Here is a 15120-nt window from a genome sequence, read left to right as displayed (position 1 = left end):
ATAACATCCTTAGCGTTTAGGGGCTATAACTGTTCTTTTTCTACACAGGGTTCCTTGTGTTACAATAGGTTTAAGAATTATCCAATTTTAAACAGAAAGAAGGGGAACCTATGGACATGCATTGGAGTCTTGATGCCTTATATCCTTCCTTTGAATCTGACTCATTCCAACGTGATTTTGAGAAGTGTCTTACAGAAATCGATAATATAAAAGAATGGGCAATGAAAAATTTGAAAGATCACGATTCCCCCGTGAAGACTATGGAGGAATATATCTCTCAGTTGAATGCCTTTTATCATCTTTATACCCGATTACATAGTTTTGCGGAATTAAATTTAAGCGTAGATGCGAAAAACGAGACAGCGATGCAGATGTCGGAGCGCCTTGAAGAAAAAGGGACGGATCTGGTGGAACCGACCGTGATGTTTCAGAAGTGGCTTGGTGTCTTTGAAAATCTAGAAGCCATTATAGCCGAAAGTGAGCTGCTTAAAGAACATCGCTACTACCTAACAGAGGCAGCCAAGCAAAATCGATACCTTCTTAGTGAGAAGGAAGAAGTGCTCATGGCAAAAATGAAAAATACAGGCTCCAATGCTTGGTCTAAGCTTCAAGAATTGCTTACTTCCACATTGTTGGTTGATATTCATATAGATGGAGAAGATAAACAGCTTCCCTTGTCTGTCGTAAGAAATATGGCTTACGAGAGCGATGCGAAATTAAGAAAAACAGCATATGAAGCCGAGCTTAAAGCGTATAAGAAAATTGAAGATTCCTCTGCTGCTGCTCTCAATGGGATTAAAGGAGAAGTAATCAGCACTTCGAAGATGCGAGGGTATGCCTCTGCTTTAGAGAAGACGCTGATAGATTCCCGAATGGATCAGGAAACTCTTGATGCTATGCTTACGGCGATGAAAGAAAGTCTGCCAGCCTTCCATCGATTTTTCCAGAAGAAGGCGGAGTTGCTTGGACATAAGCAAGGCTTACCTTTTTATGATTTATTTGCCCCAATGGGTGAAGTGAATATGACCTTTACCTATGAAGAAGCTAGAAGGTTTATTGTGGAACATTTCCGTTCTTATAGTGAGAAGCTTGCTCAATATGCAGATCATGCTTTCGAGGCCAAATGGATTGATGCAGAACCGCGAGAGGGGAAGCGAGGAGGAGCCTTCTGTTCGAATCTCCATACGATAAAAGAAAGCCGGATCTTATCCAACTTTACAGGAAGCTTCTCAGATGTCACCACCTTAGCGCATGAACTGGGTCATGGGTATCACGGAGCCTGTTTGAACGAAGAAAGTTTTTTAAACAGTGATTATCCTATGCCTATTGCTGAAACAGCATCCATCTTTTGTGAAACCATTATTAAGAATGCTGCGATTAAAGAAGCTAGTGAAGATGAGGCCTTTATTATTTTAGAAAATGAACTTTCTGACGCTGGTCAGGTTATCGTAGATATCTATAGCCGCTTCTTGTTTGAAAGTGAAGTATTCAAGCGTCGCGAAAACAGCTCTTTGTCCGTTAAGGAGCTCAAGCAAATTATGCTCGATAGCCAAAAACAGGCTTATGGTGATGGACTCGATTCTGAGTATCTTCATCCTTATATGTGGGCATGCAAGCCTCACTATTATTATGCTGAATATAATTATTACAACTATCCCTATGCGTTTGGATTGTTATTCGCTAAGGGGCTTTATGCAGAATATTTAAAGCGTGGAGATAGCTTTATTGTAGAGTACGATCATTTGCTCTCCGTAACCGGAAAGATGGACATTAAGAGTGTTGCAGCAATCATGAATGTGAATGTGACTTCTGTGGATTTCTGGAGAGGATCCTTGAAACTAATTGAAAAAGATATTGAGAAGTTTATTAGTCTTAAATAATTATGGAGAGGCCCGCTTATTACAAGCGGGCCTAGTTTAATGCTTGCCCACTCACTCCAACTCTTCTTTGAATCGAGTCATACAAGCCAGGCGGTAGCCTCCTGCAATGGTGGTTTTACCCACTTGAAGCGCTCTCTGTTCAAGTGGAGTAGGGGGAACTAAAAGTTCGCTGCCCTCTAATACATGGACGACACAGCTGCGGCAAGCTCCTTTTCTACAAATGAAAGGAATGCCTTCGCGTTTAGGATCGCTAAAGGGTTCATTGACAGTCTCCAATAAAAGGAGACCGGGTTGGTAGTCTAAAGAAAACCTTTTGCAATCATTGTTAAAGACAGAAATCGATAGTTGCTTCATGGCTGAAAATTTCCCCTTTTTGATAGCTGATTATGTATGTAAGCTGGGCGATAAAGCCGATAAATAGCCCAAATGGATAGATAGATTAATATGTCTGAAACTAAAGAAAATCCTAAAGTCCACCATTTATGGTGCTGAATGTGTCCAGTAATGAGGGTAACCCATTCTAACAGAACAGAAAAAAAGGTCCATCCAACCACGCGTTTGATGATGCCTCCCCACGCAAGAGGAGCATCTTGAGTAAAAAGATAAGCAACAACAGGGTACACACTAAAGTCCAGAAGCAGAGGGATGAGGTACTTAGAATGCGGCAATCCGTGATAGGACCAAAGCTTATAGTGAACCATAATGAGGTCCGTCCATAAGGCAAGGAAGCTTGTGTAAATCATAACCCCATATAATTCTCGAATTCGAGAATTATCCGCTTTCTTATAGAACCAGATCCAGGAAGCAAAAAACAGAACAATAAAATACATAGAGGGTTCTCCTAACATATTGGGTATATTATCAATAAATAGCCCAAATAACCGGGGGATGCTATGGTAACATTGATTGTAATTGAACTCATATCTCTTATTATTTTTTTAAAATTTGCTGATTTTAATCGGTTCCGTGAGCTAGTTCCGATTATTTTTACTGGCATTTATCTGAGATTCTTAGAGCATTATATCGTAATTGATTGGCTAGAACTTTGGCATATCCATGGAGCGAAAAATTCGGCATTATGGTTGCCTATTAGCGCTGATTTAACGGTATGGCCCATTGTCGCTTACTTTTACATTCAATATCTTCCTTCAAAGAGGGTAGGGGTGTACACCTTATTGTGGTCTTTACTCATGTTTGGCTATCTTCAGTTATTATTCAAGATTGATGTTGTTTCCATTAAGAAAGGATGGCATCCCATTTTATCTGCCCTTTTTATGATAGGTTATTTTACCGTACTTCTCCAGATTTGGAAATGGCTTAGAGGGCCGTATACATCAGAAAAGACTAGTCGAAACTAGTCTTTCTAAGCAGCCGGCTTCATCGCATTCGCTTGTTTTTTCATTCTTCCAAGGGCAAGCACTCCAATAATCACAAGGACTGCAAATCCCCACCGAATAAGAGCATTGTCTCCAATGTAATTTGCAATAAAGGGTTCTTTAACGATCATTTTGGCTGCTGTTAAGGCTAACACACCAGAGCCGATGTAAATAATAACGGGATAGCGTTCGATTAATTTTACGATCATGGTGCTACCCCAAACCATAATTGGCACACTGATAATTAACCCTAAAACAACAAGTAAGAAGCTTCCGTGTGCAGCACCAGCGACGGCTAATACATTATCTAGTCCCATTACCGTATCGGCAATAATAATGGTTCTAATGGCTGCAGCGATATTATCACCGGCGCTAACATTTTCATGATCTTTTTCGTCAGTCAATAGCTTGTAGGCAATCCAGATAAGGAGTAAGCCACCCGCTAAAAGAAGCCCAGGAATACGCAACAACCAAACAACAGCCAAGGTAGCAAGGGCACGAACCACAATGGCACCGGCGGTGCCCCAGAAGATTACTTTTCTTTGATGTTCTTTGGGAAGGTTACGTGCTGCCATACCAATAACGATCGCATTATCTCCAGCTAAAACTAAGTCGATTACAATAATCGCAAGCAACGCGGAAAAAAACTGAGCGGAGAAAAAATCCATTGTCTTCACTCCCATGTTAATGGTCTTTAGAAAATAGTCTATCCCAAACATGAAAAGAAGACGCTTGCCAAAAAACGGCTCTATTTCTATAAAATCAAAAGAAAAAGTAGTTGATTTAATAGTCGGAATACTGTATATTGTATACCAAGAATATTATTATCGTTAACACAGTTTATATATAACAAATAAGAGGTTCACAATATAGATGGACAAGGAGAGTGAATGATATGCCTCAAGTAAAATTTCATTATGGCAACGGTGAGTTGCATGAGCAGGAAGTAAAGGAGAATAGCAACTTAGTTGTACTGGCGGGTATTAAGAAATTTCCACATTTGAAGTACGGTTGCGGGATGGGAAAATGCACGAAGTGCAAGGTTCAAATCCTAGATGGCGCAGAAGCGTTGGCACCACCGAATTGGAAAGAAGAGAAGATGCTTAAGGAACAACTTGAAGACGGTTACCGTTTATGTTGCCAGTTATTCATTCAAGATGATATTGAGTTAAAACAGGAGTAGATGATGAAGAAGTAGGGCTTATCCTTAAGTTTAGGAGGAGCTCTACTTTTTTCTCTTAGTCAGGGTTTTCTTTACAGTTGTTTATCCACTTTGTATAGTAAGTAAAAGAAAAACAAATCAAGATAGGCTGTGAAGGAAACTGAAGAAAATACCCTATTTTACTCATTATCTAACCTTCTTTTCTATTTTACTGTTTAGTACGGCTTTCTCCATTAATGCAGAGATGTACATTTTGCAGGAACTGTCCAACTTCGGAATATATAAGAGCTTTATGGATGTCTTTTCAGAAAGTCACATTAAGTTAGCTCTCTGGTTTGCTTTGTTCTTGCTTTATTTTATGTTGTTCTCTGCGGTTCGCCTTATTGCTGATATGATGCTGGAGGTCTCTTTGTATTTCTTTTCTAAAGGGGATAAGCATCCTACAGTGCCTAGGCATTCAGGAGGAATATTTTATTTAATCCATAGTATAATTTCCATCTTTTTTGTTCATTCGATTTGGGTGCTCCTCTTTCTTTACGTTCTTGCGAACTTCATCGCCTTTGCTTTTTTATTGCAGCAGTTGCGGAGAAAATTGACACCTTTTAGGAAGATTGGGTTAATTTTTATGAATGTATTTTTTTGGGTTACGTTCTTTTCAACTGTCTTCTATGTCGGGCTTAAGTTGTATAATGGTTTGTTGAAAAGTATAGGAATTTAGTAGAAAAAAGGAATGGCTGTATACACGCCATTCCTTATTTCAATTCCGAGGAAACATACTGCATTAAGTCCTTCCACACCCGAAGATGAGGATGAGATTTCTCTACTGAGGCTAAGCTGATCGGTTTATCACTTCCTAACCAGATTCCAGCTGTGTGTCGATCCGTCAAACCAATAAACCATAGATCCTTAACTTGATCGGTGGTGCCTGTTTTTCCGCCAATGTAAGGAGAAGAAAAATCAGCGGTCTTAGCTGTTCCTTCTTTGACGACCTTAGATAAAAGGGTACGCATTGTCTCATTCGCGGGTGGACTCCAAACACGAATAGGCTGCTCCTTCCATTCATATAAGAGGTTGCCTCGCCGATCCGTTACTTTCGTTATGGAACGGGCTGGGAGGTATTGACCCTGATGGGCAAACGTAGTGTAGGCATTGGTCAACTCTAATGGAGTCATACCATAGGTGAATCCCCCGAGGGCCGCAGGGAGCCGGTAATCTTGTTCCGTTACTTTAGAAAAGGAAAAGGGCTCTAGATAAGAGAATCCTTTCTCTGGGCCTATTTGCCTTAGTAATCTGACAGCTGTTGTATTAAGCGAATATTTTACTGCAGTTTCTAGCGTAACTTTCCTATATTGGCGGCCGCCGTAATTCTTAGGACAGTAGTTATTAATGCAAATATTTTCTGCAGCCACTATGGAATGAATGGAAGGTCTGTATGCCTCTACATAAGGTCCATAGACAAGAAGAGGCTTAATGGAGGAGCCTGGCTGTCGATAGCTTTGGAAGACACGATTAAAACCATGTCTCTGCACGTCTTTCCCTCCTATTAAGGCTAGGATTTGGTTTTTCTCGTGGTCAATAACAGCAATGGCCCCTTCAATTTTCTTTTGTGGTACATGTTGAATCAATAACTGCTTGGCTTTTTCTTGTACGGCTGGGTGAAGACCTGTATGTATGACGACCCCTTGCTCATGCAGAAGCTCCTGTACACGCTGATTTAGTCGTTCTTGAATGACTTTTTTCTCTTCATCATTAACAGCCTGCAATAAAGCTTCTTTATATCCCTCCTGAATGGAAATAAGCTCATAAAACTCATGATAGACATAGGTGGAATAATCGGCAAATAAATGTTTGGGTTGTCCAATTTTTAGTTGTATAGGTTGTTGGATAGCCTGTTCAAGCTCAGTTGAAGTAATAAACTTCATGTCCAGCATTCTATGAAGAATCCATTTCTGACGTTCCACTGTGTGAGTGAAGTTCTTCAGCGGGTTATAGTAGGATGGATTATTCGGAATAGCACAGAGAAAAGCAATCTCCGCTAAGGTTAACTGTGAAGTTGGACGGCTGAAATAAAACTGGCTAGCTGCCTCGATCCCGTAGAGGCCATTGTGGAAAAAGACGGCATTGATATACAATTCAAGTATCTCTTGCTTTGTTAATTTTTTTTCAAGTTGATAGGCTAGAAGCACTTCTTTTAACTTACGATCCACTGTTTTTTCGTTACTGAGATACAGATGTCGTATAAGTTGCTGGGTTATGGTACTTCCCCCCTGTTCTATCTCATCCTTCTTGATGTTTACAATAAAAGAACGAGTAATTCCTGACACATCAAACCCCTTATGGTCAAAGAAATACTGATCTTCTGTTGCAATAAAGGCATGAATGACGTGGAAGGGAATCTCCTCCCATGAGATATATCGACGGTTTTGCTCTGAGATCACCTCTTCAAATAGAGCTCCAAGACGATCATACATAAAACTGTTTGTAGGAAGAGAGATTTCATCGGGTTGAACGAGTTGGTTGAGATTGTGAGAGAATTGCCGTGATAGATGGATTTCCCTGATAATATTCATAAATAGGATTGAGTATAACAATATGCAAAGGATGATGAGAAGAACACCGAGGCTTTTCTTCATATTCCTTATCCCTCGTTTCTCGGAAACAGTAATAAAATAATTTGTAGACACCAAAACAAAGAGGAGACTGATGCAATGAATCTTTGTATGGCTCATCGTGGTTGGTCGGGAAGAGCACCAGAAAATACGATGGCTGCTTTCCAATTAGCCTTTCAAGAACCACGAATACAGGCTATAGAGCTTGATGTACAGCTCTCAAAGGACGGAGTTCCTGTAGTTATACATGATTTTACCTTAGACCGTACAACAAATGGAACTGGATTTGTTTATCAATATACGTATAAGGAGTTGTCCCGATTGGATGCAGGGAAGGGGGAGAGGATTCCGACTCTTGAAGAGGTCCTACATGCGAGCAAAGGGAAGTGCAAGGTAAATATCGAATTGAAGACGGCCGGTAATTTGTATCCTGATATAGAGAAGAGAGTAGTTGAGGTAGTAAAAGACAATCAAATGGAAGAAGAAGTGTGTCTTACGTCCTTTGATCATCTAGTTATTCGTAAAGTGAAGGAACTTAGTTCACCTCCCCCAACGGGACTGATATTGAGCGGCATGCCCACTATGATATGGGAGCAATTGAAGGAAACAGGAGCAACGATTCTTTCTATGGATTACACTTTTTTAACGAGTGCTTTTGCCGAAGAGATGATCTCTAAGGACGTAGACTTGATCGCTTGGACGGTTAATGAAACGAATATGATCGAGCATGTGATGAATTTGCACCCTAGCATTCAAATTTGCACTAATTACCCCGAAAGGATGTTTTCAATTATAAAGTAAAGGGACGCTAAGGCGCCCCTTTTTCCATTCTGTCCAGCAGATACTTTGCATATTGAATGGGATTGCGCAGACTGGTTCGATCAGCTTCCCAATCGGAGATCTTTCTCCAGAGAGTCCTTCCTGGTTTAATATTAACCTCGATAATCCATATTTTTGCCTTCCGGTCTACGGCTATATCAAGGCCGAGTTCAACAAGTCTCTTGCGATATGCTTTTTCCAAGTACCTGGGAATAAGATAAGCAATTTGTTCTATTTTCTTGTTTAGTATCTTCGCTAATGGTTCAGTAAACTGTTCTTTTAGATAGGGATAAACAGGAAAAGCCTGACCGCCCCCTGTTAAGTTCGAGGTGATTTTTTCTTGATTGCCCTGTCTGACCCCCATACCAGTTAATACCCACTTTCCAAGACCGTTTTTCTGCATAAGCACTCGTATGTCGTAGACAGAACCTTTATGATCTCGGATGTCGATCCATTTTTGTACAAGATACCTTTCTGTGCGAATCAGCTCAGAAAGAATACGATGGAGTTCTTGCTCTGATACATACCTTGCTTCTTTGTTGTTCTCCTCCAGAGAATAACCTTGATTTTTAATAGAGAGTTTAATAATCCCGGTTCCGCCTTTTCCATTCAAGGGTTTGAGCATCACGGTTTGGTGTTTTTTTAGCATTGGTATAATACTAGATAAATTCAATGCTGCAGCAGTAGGTAGTAAATAAGGGGATAGCTGGCGTGATCGAAGCAAATGCTGTTGGATGGTCCACTTGTTCCCTAGACCGTATCCAAGAAAGGGGAGGTGTGGATGATTCTTAATTTTTTTTACCAAGTTAAGGGTTTCTAAGTCTGGATAATAGCCTATGTCATGATTTATAGAAGGAAAGGGTCGAGTGTGCTTGATCCATCTGCCATATTCATAAATATAGCCAAAAATAAATTGATCGGTTAAGTTTACTTCCTTAGGGGTGTACACAATGACGGTAGAAAAGCCTTCTTCAAGAGCAATGGAGGCGAGGGGGTGAAATCGGTGAGGATCGTTTACTTGGTGGACCATAATGCCAAGTACTCTTTTTTCCAAGGGGATCACCTGACCGTTAGAATGTCTTATACTACTTATATTCTTGATTTTAAGATTGGGGAAGGTGGATGCGGTAGAATTCAGAAAGTTGTATAATAATCTAACTAGGAATGGGAGGCGCGGAGAATGAAACGTTGGCAAAGTAGGGAACAACGAAAAGAGCTATTATTAAATCTAGTACAAATCCCCAGTGTTACAGGATCAATATCAGAAGTGGAGATCCCAAAATATATTGTAGAGCAGATTAACAAGTTGGAGTATTTCCAATTAAATGAAGGACATGTTCGTCTATATCCAACCGACGATGGACGGCAGTTGGTCACTGCACTAGTAAAAAGGGATCCACAGGTAAAGAAAACCGTCATTTTGGTGAGTCACTTTGACGTGGTCGATGTTCAAGATTACGGTTCATGGAAAGAGAAGGCTTTTCATGCGCAAGAGCTGACGGAGCTTTTCTACTCGTCTAAGCAAGACATGCCTCTGCAAGTCCAGAAGGATATGGAACAGGGGCGTTGGCTATTCGGACGAGGTACGATGGATATGAAGTGCGGTTTAGTTATGCACATGTCTATGTTGGAGAAGGCAGCCTTAGGGGAATTGGATGGAAATGTTCTACTATTGGCCGTCCCAGATGAGGAAGCCAATTCTGTCGGTATGAGGGCAGCAGTGCCTGCTTTATTGGAACTAGCGCGGGAATTTGAATTGGAATATCAGGTTGTATTAAATTCAGAGCCGATGTTTGCCAGATATCCGGGTGATTTAAATCAATATATCTACACTGGCTCCATCGGAAAGATCCTTCCCGGATTCTTATGCTATGGGAAGGAAACACATGTAGGAGAACCTTTTTCAGGGTTAAATGCAAACCTAATGGCTTCACAAGTTACTTGTGAAATGGAGTTGAATACAGAATTTTGTGAGGTAGTGGAGGGCGAAGTAACACCACCTCCAACCAATCTTATTCAAATGGATCTAAAGGAAGAATACTCTGTACAGATTCCCCATCGTGCGGTTACTTTGTTTAACCTGTTTTTGTATGAAAGGTCGATGACTGAGTTACAAGAGCTGTTGGTTACGGCCGCCACGAGAGCCGCTGGTCAAATCGAGCAATCCTACAAGCAGCAATCAGAACGGTTCTCCAGATTGGAGAAATCCAAGCCGGGAGAAGTTGAAGTAAAGGTCAAGACCTTTAGTGAGCTGATGGAGTATGCTACAGAGGTATACGGAACGAATAAAGTCCAAGAGGTTATCCAGACCGTTACCGCAGCACGAGGTGACAAGGATGATCGTGATGCGACAATCTCCTTAGTAGATGAAATAGCTATACTGTGTAAGGACTTGGCACCGATGATTGTCGTCTTTTTTGCTCCACCTTTTTATCCTGCGATCAGTTCAAGGAATCACCCGCTCGTTGAAAAGGTTGTAAAGGATATGGTTGATTATGCTAAGGTAGTCCATGGGTTGGAGTGGCTGGAGCAAAACTACTTTGGCGGAATTTCGGATTTGAGCTATGCAGGACTTCAGTTCCCTGTCGATCAAATGAGCCCGTTGGTAAACAACATGCCATTGTGGAATCAAGGCTATTCTTTACCACTTAAGGAGATGGAGGAATTTGATGTACCTGTGTTAAATATTGGTCCGGTAGGTCGGGATGCTCATAAGTGGACAGAGAGGCTAGATGAGGATTATGCCTTCGATATCTTACCAGACGTGCTGGAGGTAGCTATTAAGAAGCTTTTGAAGTAAGGGATAAGGACGGAGTAGTTCAAAGAAATGAACTACTCCCTAAACTTCCGTAACCGATATTGCAAGCTCTGCCGGCTTATCCCCAGTTGCTTGGCCGCTTGGGATATATTCCCGCCGAATTCTTTTAACGTTTTCTCTACATAGAAGCGCTCAAATTCTTCTACCTGTGTTTTCAATTCTTTGCTAAGGGTTTGGGAAGGGCTCCACATCATACTAGCTGAAGGGTCACTCGCTTCCGTGATCTTTACTTTCTTTCGCAAGTGATGAATAGGTAGATGATTATATTGAATGAAGGGCTCATCAACAATCAAGTTCATGGCTCCTTCAATCATATGCTGGAGCTCTCTAACATTTCCCGGCCAATCATAATCCATAAAAAACTGATGAACCTCTCGACTCACACCTTGGATTTCCATTTGAAAAAGTCGATTGTATTTCTTAATAAAGTGGTCAACTAACAAGATAATATCTTCTTTACGTTCCCGTAGAGGAGGGACGAATAGCGTTACGACGCCTAAACGATAAAATAAATCTTTGCGCATGTGATGCTTGGCTATCGCCTCAATGGGATCTTCGTTAATTGCTGCTAGAATTCGAACATCGATTTTGCGGTCTCTAGTATCCCCTATGCGTCGAATGACTCTTTCTTGCAAAGCATGTAGTAGCTTCGCTTGAAGAGCAATACTTAATGAATTCATCTCATCAAGAAAGAGAGTCCCCCCTTCAGACTGCTCAAAGAGGCCTGGTCGTTCTATAGCTCCGGTAAAGGCACCTTTCATTGTTCCGAATAGTAGACCTTCAATTAGTGTATCCGGAAGGGCAGCGCAGTTTTGGGAAAGGAAAGGGGCTGCTTGGCGCATGCTAGCATAATGAATGCTTTGAGCAAATAGTTCCTTGCCTGTTCCCGTTTCCCCCACAATGAGAACTGAGGAAGATGTTCTCGCTGCTCTTTTTGCATTATGAATAACTTCTTTTATAGCAGAGCTTTCCCCAATAATACTGTCAAACGTATATTTGATAACCCCTTTTTCAAGGATATTTTCTCGAATCAGTCGCTCTACTTTCGTGACATCGTTAGCAATTTCAATTGCACCATGAATCTTTCCGTCCTGAATAATGGGGAAAGTATGATTTATCGTTGTGATTTCTTTTCCCTTGGCATTAAAATACGTTTGTCTCACATTGTGGGAAGATACCCCTTTATTCAGCGCTTGTAAAAGTGTGCTATCCTGATCGCTTGGAAAGTGGAACACTTCGGCGATGTTCTTGTGTAAAACATCATGCTTATTCATTGCTTCAATTTCTTCCATTTTTCGATTGTATAAAATGGAAGTTCCTCGCTCATCAACGACATGAACCCCTTCGTTAACCTCATCTAAAATTTTTTCTAGGATATGCTCTCGATTTAACATACCTTCCCTTCTTTCTCATGCCATCTCTTATGTACTTATCATACTGCAAAAATAATTTGCCTTCTACGTGCCAAAATAAATTGCACTGCTAATATTTTCTGCACATAAATATGGAAATTTACTTATCTCCTCTGGGAGGTTTAAGTTGGCATATAAATTGCATAAAGTATAAAGAAGAAAATATGCTAGCGCAGTTTTAAAAGGAGGACATCGGTTTGAATACATCTCATATTATTAATAAAACAGAACAGTTTGGGGCAAGGAACTACCACCCGCTACCGATTGTCATTTCGAAAGCCGAAGGGGTATGGGTTGAAGATCCCGAAGGTAATCGATACATGGATATGCTTAGTGCCTATTCGGCATTAAACCAGGGACACCGTCATCCTAAGATTATTCAAGCTCTTAAGGATCAAGCTGATTGTGTTACTTTGACTTCACGGGCTTTTCATAATGATCGACTAGGAGAGTTTTATGAGCAACTCTCCAATCTTACAGGGAAGAACATGATTCTTCCCATGAACACGGGAGCAGAAGCGGTAGAGACTGCCATCAAGGCGGTTCGTCGTTGGGCTTATGAAGTAAAGAAGATTCCTGAAAATCAAGCGGAAATTATTGTGTTTGAAGGAAATTTCCATGGCCGGACGATTACCGTGACCTCTTTTTCATCTGAAGAAGAATATAAGCGGGGGTTCGGACCGTTCACTCCAGGATTCAAAATCATTCCTTATGGAGATTTGAATGCCTTGAAGGAAGCGATCACACCGAATACAGCGGCCGTCCTTATTGAACCGATTCAAGGAGAGGCGGGAATCCTCATTCCTCAAGAAGGATTCTTGAAAAAAGCCTATGAGCTTTGTAAGGAAAACCGTGTCGTCTTTATTGCAGATGAAATACAAACCGGCTTTGGACGGACGGGCAAGCTATTTGCTTGTGATTGGGATGAGTTTAAGCCTGATATGTATATTATGGGGAAAGCATTAGGTGGAGGGGTGTTCCCTATCTCCGCTGTAGCTGCCGATGAAGAAATTCTTGCTGTATTCAACCCGGGCTCCCACGGCTCCACATTTGGCGGTAATCCTCTTGGATGTGCCGTAGCAATTGCTGCGATGAATGTACTTGAGGAAGAGGACCTGGTAAACCGTTCAAGGGAAATGGGTCAATACTTCATGGACCAACTGAAAGAAATTCAAAATCCAATGATAAAAGAAATTCGGGGAAGAGGATTGTTCATTGGAGTAGAGCTAAAGGAAAAGGCTAGACCTTATTGTGAACAACTGAAAGAGAAGGGCTTATTGTGTAAAGAGACACATGAGACCACGATTCGTTTTGCACCGCCGCTTAATATTTCAAAAGACGATCTCGACTGGGCTATTACACGCATTAAGGAAGTCCTAGAGGTATAAAGATATAAAAATATAGAAACCGAGAGGAGAAACAGAATATGACGACCAGAACCATCCCGGCTTTTGTAAACGAGCCCTTTACTAATTTTTCTTTAGAAGAGAACAAGCAAGCCATGCTCGCTGCCTTAGCGAAAGTGAAGCAAGAGATAGGCAAGGACATTGCACTTCATATTGGAAAAGATAAGGTCATGACAGAGGACAAAATTGTCTCTATCAATCCAGGAAATGTAGACCAAGTTATCGGGAATGTAAGTAAGGCTACGAAGGAAATGGCAGAAAGAGCGATGCAAGTAGCCTTACAAACGTTTGAAACGTGGAAGAAGGTTTCTCCTAGGGAAAGGGCGGAGTTTTTGTTCAAGGCTGCTGAACTCATGCGTCAGCGCAAGCATGAGTTCTCGGCTCTATTGGTACTAGAGTCAGGGAAAAACTGGGGAGAAGCCGATGCGGATACAGCAGAAGCGATAGATTTTATTGAGTACTACGCAAGAGAAATGATCCGTTTAAGCGAAACAAACACCCATCAACCACTGGTTAAGATACCTGGAGAGGATAATCAATTAAGCTACACTCCTCTAGGTGTAGGAGTAGTTATCCCCCCTTGGAATTTCCCATTAGCCATCTGTGTAGGGATGACAACGGCTGCTGTGGTATCTGGTAATACGGTACTTCTTAAGCCGGCATCTGCAACACCGGTGATAGCTCATAAGTTTGTTGCCTTAATGGAAGAAGTAGGCTTACCTGCCGGTGTCATTAACTTTATTCCAGGCAGTGGGGCAGAGGTGGGAGATTATCTCACTACTCATCCGAAGACTCGATTTATTAGCTTTACAGGTTCGAAGGAAGTAGGCCTGCGTATTAATAAGTTAGCTGCTGAAACAGCAGAAGGACAAATTTGGATTAAGCGAATTGTAGCAGAGATGGGTGGAAAAGACGGCATTGTTGTGGATGAAACCACAGACTTAGACGTTGCGGCGGAAGGTATTGTTGCTTCGGCTTTCGGTTTCCAAGGTCAGAAGTGCTCCGCTGGATCTCGTGCTATCATCGTAGAATCTGTTTATGATCAACTTGTAGAAAAAGTCGTAGAAAGAACCAAGGCACTAAAAAACGGGCTTCCTGAGGAAAATTGCCCAGTAGGTCCTGTTATTGACAAGCAGGCTTATAATCGAATCTTGGAGTATATTGAAATTGGTAAAAGTGAAGGTCGGTTGCTCACTGGTGGAGGAAAAGCGGAAGGGAATGGGTACTACATTCAGCCGACCGTGTTTGCTGATGTCAGTGGTAAGGCCCGTATTATGCAAGAAGAAATCTTTGGGCCTGTTCTTGCCTTAGCGAAAGCTAAGAATTGGAAAGAAGCGATCGACATGTATAATGACACGGAATTCGGATTGACGGGATCCTTCTATTCTCAAGATGAAGATCGAATTGCTTATGCCCTAGAGACAATGCACTGTGGAAACTTGTATATTAACCGTAAGTGTACAGGAGCGTTGGTTGGGGTGCATCCATTCGGAGGGTTCAATATGTCTGGAACGGATTCTAAAGCAGGCGGTCACGATTATCTGTTATTGTTTACACAGGCGAAGTTAACGTCTAGAAAAATTTAGTTAGGATTAGGGTACCCCAAAGGAGTTTATAGGGGTACCCTTTTCTTTTCTA

General features: G+C 41.4%; 14 protein-coding genes. 8 read left to right on the top strand and 6 right to left on the bottom strand.

Going from position 1 to position 15120, the window contains the following annotated elements:
- Positions 1-110 precede the first annotated feature (110 nt).
- Complete coding sequence (locus EIZ39_RS08210; RefSeq protein WP_129199372.1) at positions 111-1880, top strand: M3 family oligoendopeptidase; 1770 nt, start codon at positions 111-113, stop codon at positions 1878-1880.
- Between the two features lie 51 nt (positions 1881-1931).
- Here EIZ39_RS08210 and EIZ39_RS08205 read toward each other — a convergent pair whose 3' ends face one another.
- Positions 1932-2234 carry a 2Fe-2S iron-sulfur cluster binding domain-containing protein gene (locus EIZ39_RS08205; protein ID WP_129199370.1) on the bottom strand — a complete coding sequence of 101 codons (303 nt, stop codon included), beginning with the start codon at positions 2232-2234 and terminating at the stop codon, positions 1932-1934.
- Complete coding sequence (locus EIZ39_RS08200) at positions 2231-2710, bottom strand: CBO0543 family protein (protein WP_129199368.1); 480 nt, start codon at positions 2708-2710, stop codon at positions 2231-2233. The genes EIZ39_RS08205 and EIZ39_RS08200 overlap by 4 nt, the downstream gene beginning before the upstream one ends.
- A gap of 63 nt (positions 2711-2773) precedes the next feature.
- Here EIZ39_RS08200 and EIZ39_RS08195 point away from each other — a divergent pair, with 63 nt between their 5' ends.
- Positions 2774-3238 carry a hypothetical protein gene (locus tag EIZ39_RS08195; protein WP_129199366.1) on the top strand — a complete coding sequence of 155 codons (465 nt, stop codon included), beginning with the start codon at positions 2774-2776 and terminating at the stop codon, positions 3236-3238.
- Positions 3239-3243: 5 nt separating this feature from the next.
- Here the strand turns inward: EIZ39_RS08195 and EIZ39_RS08190 are convergent, their stop codons facing one another.
- On the bottom strand, positions 3244-3924 hold the full coding sequence (locus EIZ39_RS08190) for a TerC family protein (protein WP_129199818.1): 681 nt from the start codon (positions 3922-3924) through the stop codon (positions 3244-3246).
- A gap of 227 nt (positions 3925-4151) precedes the next feature.
- Between EIZ39_RS08190 and EIZ39_RS08185 the strand changes: the two genes are divergently transcribed.
- Positions 4152-4439, top strand: a complete 288-nt coding sequence (locus EIZ39_RS08185) for a 2Fe-2S iron-sulfur cluster-binding protein (RefSeq protein WP_129199364.1) — start codon at positions 4152-4154, stop codon at positions 4437-4439.
- A gap of 223 nt (positions 4440-4662) precedes the next feature.
- Entirely contained in the window at positions 4663-5136 is a 474-nt protein-coding gene (locus EIZ39_RS27705; protein ID WP_368666308.1) for a DUF5366 family protein, read from the top strand.
- A gap of 34 nt (positions 5137-5170) precedes the next feature.
- Here EIZ39_RS27705 and EIZ39_RS08180 read toward each other — a convergent pair whose 3' ends face one another.
- Positions 5171-7051, bottom strand: a complete 1881-nt coding sequence (locus EIZ39_RS08180; protein ID WP_240675742.1) for a transglycosylase domain-containing protein — start codon at positions 7049-7051, stop codon at positions 5171-5173.
- A gap of 75 nt (positions 7052-7126) precedes the next feature.
- On the opposite strand from EIZ39_RS08180, the gene EIZ39_RS08175 reads away from it, so the two are divergent.
- Entirely contained in the window at positions 7127-7828 is a 702-nt protein-coding gene (locus tag EIZ39_RS08175) for a glycerophosphodiester phosphodiesterase (RefSeq protein WP_129199362.1), read from the top strand.
- Positions 7829-7835: 7 nt separating this feature from the next.
- On the opposite strand, the gene EIZ39_RS08170 is transcribed toward EIZ39_RS08175, so the two are convergent.
- The gene (locus EIZ39_RS08170) at positions 7836-8900 is read right to left on the bottom strand and encodes a YheC/YheD family endospore coat-associated protein (protein WP_129199360.1); all 1065 of its coding nucleotides are present in this window, start codon (positions 8898-8900) and stop codon (positions 7836-7838) included.
- Positions 8901-9026: 126 nt separating this feature from the next.
- Here EIZ39_RS08170 and EIZ39_RS08165 point away from each other — a divergent pair, with 126 nt between their 5' ends.
- On the top strand, positions 9027-10646 hold the full coding sequence (locus EIZ39_RS08165; protein WP_129199358.1) for a M20/M25/M40 family metallo-hydrolase: 1620 nt from the start codon (positions 9027-9029) through the stop codon (positions 10644-10646).
- A 32-nt stretch (positions 10647-10678) separates the two neighbouring features.
- Here EIZ39_RS08165 and EIZ39_RS08160 read toward each other — a convergent pair whose 3' ends face one another.
- On the bottom strand, positions 10679-12058 hold the full coding sequence (locus EIZ39_RS08160) for a sigma-54 interaction domain-containing protein (protein WP_129199356.1): 1380 nt from the start codon (positions 12056-12058) through the stop codon (positions 10679-10681).
- A 215-nt stretch (positions 12059-12273) separates the two neighbouring features.
- On the opposite strand from EIZ39_RS08160, the gene EIZ39_RS08155 reads away from it, so the two are divergent.
- Positions 12274-13464, top strand: coding sequence for an ornithine--oxo-acid transaminase (locus EIZ39_RS08155; protein ID WP_129199354.1), 1191 nt, complete (start codon positions 12274-12276; stop codon positions 13462-13464).
- A 38-nt stretch (positions 13465-13502) separates the two neighbouring features.
- The gene (gene pruA, locus EIZ39_RS08150; protein ID WP_129199351.1) at positions 13503-15068 is read left to right on the top strand and encodes an L-glutamate gamma-semialdehyde dehydrogenase; all 1566 of its coding nucleotides are present in this window, start codon (positions 13503-13505) and stop codon (positions 15066-15068) included.
- The last annotated feature ends 52 nt before the right edge of the window (positions 15069-15120 follow it).

This window comes from Ammoniphilus sp. CFH 90114 (assembly GCF_004123195.1).
Classification (GTDB): Bacteria; Bacillota; Bacilli; order Aneurinibacillales; family RAOX-1; genus YIM-78166.
Note: the sequence above shows the minus strand (reverse complement) of the source record. Positions and strands in the feature narration are given on the sequence as shown.

Excerpts from the sequence above, each read along its gene's own strand:
- EIZ39_RS08205 (WP_129199370.1), bottom strand. The coding sequence starts at position 2,234 with ATGAAGCAACTATCGATTTCTGTCTTTAACAATGATTGCAAAAGGTTT.
- EIZ39_RS08160 (WP_129199356.1), bottom strand. The coding sequence starts at position 12,058 with ATGTTAAATCGAGAGCATATCCTAGAAAAAATTTTAGATGAGGTTAAC.
- EIZ39_RS08200 (WP_129199368.1), bottom strand. The coding sequence starts at position 2,710 with ATGTATTTTATTGTTCTGTTTTTTGCTTCCTGGATCTGGTTCTATAAG.
- EIZ39_RS08175 (WP_129199362.1), top strand. The coding sequence starts at position 7,127 with ATGAATCTTTGTATGGCTCATCGTGGTTGGTCGGGAAGAGCACCAGAA.
- EIZ39_RS08190 (WP_129199818.1), bottom strand. The coding sequence starts at position 3,924 with ATGGATTTTTTCTCCGCTCAGTTTTTTTCCGCGTTGCTTGCGATTATT.
- pruA (WP_129199351.1), top strand. The coding sequence starts at position 13,503 with ATGACGACCAGAACCATCCCGGCTTTTGTAAACGAGCCCTTTACTAAT.
- EIZ39_RS08165 (WP_129199358.1), top strand. The coding sequence starts at position 9,027 with ATGAAACGTTGGCAAAGTAGGGAACAACGAAAAGAGCTATTATTAAAT.
- EIZ39_RS27705 (WP_368666308.1), top strand. The coding sequence starts at position 4,663 with ATGTACATTTTGCAGGAACTGTCCAACTTCGGAATATATAAGAGCTTT.
- EIZ39_RS08180 (WP_240675742.1), bottom strand. The coding sequence starts at position 7,051 with ATGAAGAAAAGCCTCGGTGTTCTTCTCATCATCCTTTGCATATTGTTA.
- EIZ39_RS08185 (WP_129199364.1), top strand. The coding sequence starts at position 4,152 with ATGCCTCAAGTAAAATTTCATTATGGCAACGGTGAGTTGCATGAGCAG.
- EIZ39_RS08210 (WP_129199372.1), top strand. The coding sequence starts at position 111 with ATGGACATGCATTGGAGTCTTGATGCCTTATATCCTTCCTTTGAATCT.
- EIZ39_RS08195 (WP_129199366.1), top strand. The coding sequence starts at position 2,774 with ATGGTAACATTGATTGTAATTGAACTCATATCTCTTATTATTTTTTTA.